We start from the raw sequence: 2,006 nt of genomic DNA on the forward strand, positions 1-2,006 counted from the left end.
CCATGTCTTGAGAAAGACTTGGGAAAAAGATCAGTAATCTGGATTCCCTCCATTGAAAATATGCTTGAAGATGCTCTCCTGATGGTGGGGATTTACGTTACCAAAGATCCCGAGCTCATAAAGATGGCGGAAAAGGTCTTTGGACGTAATTTCAAAGCGGAGAGAATAGAAATTGGGGGAAACCCGGAAGTTGAAAAGCTGAGGGAAATAGCCCGCAGAAACCTTCAGAGGGATGATATCGGCCTCTTGATAGTTCCACTCCCTGACAGCACAGTGGTCAGGCAGCTCGACTATCTAAAGCGCTATGGGGGCCTGTGGTATTCCGTCCACATCAGAAATGAGAAGCTTTCAAGTCCGCTGGATGACTGGGAGGGGGAATCTACCAAGAGCTTGGGCTGAAAAAAGAAGTTTACACTTCCAATCCAGAATAATGGAAGTATCCGATTAGGGAGTATTGTAAATTCGGGGGCGCTTGATAATGCTCATTCCCGAAGGAATATTCCTTGGTCTTTTTGTGAGTCAAAGAGAAGGTATGATGTATTTACCCTAGTTCCCATTAGATCGTTAGAGTTATAAGCACTTAAGTCTTTTGGTTGATTGGTGGTTGTTATGAACTTTCAGCAGGAAATCCTGATCATAAAATCCGAAATCTATCCGATAATCAGCAAACACTACCCGAAAAACACTCGCAGGGAAGTAATCAGCCTCTACGACCTGATAACCTTCGCAATACTAGCCCACCTGCACTTCGGAGGAGTTTACAAGCACGCTTACAGAGTCCTAATCGAAGAAATGAAGCTGTTCCCAAAAATCAGGTACAACAAACTAACAGAACGCTTGAACAGGCACGAAAAACTCCTGCTCCTAGCGCAGGAAGAATTATTCAAAAAACACGCCAGAGAATACGTTAGAATACTGGACTCAAAGCCCATTCAGACCAAGGAGTTGGCCAGAAAAAACAGGAAGGAGAAGAAGGGTTCTTCAGAAATCATCTCTGAAAAGCCCGCAGTTGGGTTTGTTCCCTCTAAAAAAAGTTTTACTATGGGTACAAGCTGACCTGTTACTCTGATGGGAACCTGTTGGCTTTGCTGTCCGTTGATCCGGCAAACAAGCATGATGTGAGTGTTGTCAGGGAAAAGTTCTGGGTGATTGTTGAGGAGTTTTCTGGCTGTTTTCTGTTTTTGGATAAGGGTTACGTTAGTAGAGAACTTCAGGAGGAATTCCTGAAGTTTGGCGTTGTTTACACGCCGGTGAAGCGGGAGAATCAGGTTAGTAATCTGGAGGAGAAGAAGTTTTACAAGTACTTGTCTGACTTTCGCAGGAGGATTGAGACTTTGTTTTCGAAGTTTTCTGAGTTTCTTCTGAAGCCGAGCAGGAGTGTTAGTTTGAGGGGGTTGGTTGTCAGGATTTTAGGGGCGATTCTGGCCGTGAATCTGGACAGATTATACAACTTCACAGATGGTGGGAACTAGGGTGATGTATTTTGGAAATTTTTATTTAGGATTTGAAAAATAATAAAATAATAATAAGTTAAGTCACTCATCGGGGTGTAAATATGAGGGTAACAATTTACGATGACATCCAAACTATTGGTGCTCAAAGATACATGTTCAAGAAGGACTAAAAAAACTATCAAGGGGGCCGTTTCGTGGAGACTTCCGAAGAGAATGTTATTGAACTTGAACGTGGATATCACCTTAAGCCCAAGGTTCAGTCAACGGGTAAAGAAGATGCAGAATTGTGGCTAGACCCAGAGAATGGGACGGTTTATCTTTTTGAGTGGAAGCCATATCTTCTAATAGGTGATCGAGAATTTATCTTACGCCTTTTTGATAAAAAAATAAAAGCCACGAAAATTACTCCTGAGATTTACATGGCAGAGTTTCAATTCGAGAACTATGTAGGTAAGAGTTTCATAGAGATTTATGAAAACGGTCAGCGAACACTCAAAAAGCCTATTGAAGTCCTTTCCACGAAAGTTCGTGAGATCATGAAGAGAAAGGGTC

2 protein-coding genes and 1 pseudogene are annotated in these 2,006 nt (G+C 42.4%); all 3 read left to right on the plus strand.

What is annotated here, in order from left to right:
• On the plus strand, window positions 1-399 hold a 399-nt coding region (locus THEPK_RS00960; protein WP_232194496.1), incomplete at its 5' end, for a hypothetical protein.
• 201 nt (window positions 400-600) lie between these two features.
• A protein-coding gene (locus tag THEPK_RS12440) for an IS982 family transposase (RefSeq protein ID WP_156882090.1) occupies window positions 601-1,472 on the plus strand; the annotation gives its coding sequence in 2 pieces (ribosomal slippage) (window positions 601-1,027 and window positions 1,027-1,472; 873 coding nt in all).
• 176 nt (window positions 1,473-1,648) lie between these two features.
• Window positions 1,649-2,006, plus strand: a pseudogene (locus tag THEPK_RS13310) (hypothetical protein); the annotation flags it as partial.

This window comes from Thermococcus sp. PK (assembly GCF_000430485.1).
GTDB classification, from domain to species: Archaea; Methanobacteriota_B; Thermococci; order Thermococcales; family Thermococcaceae; genus Thermococcus_A; species Thermococcus_A bergensis.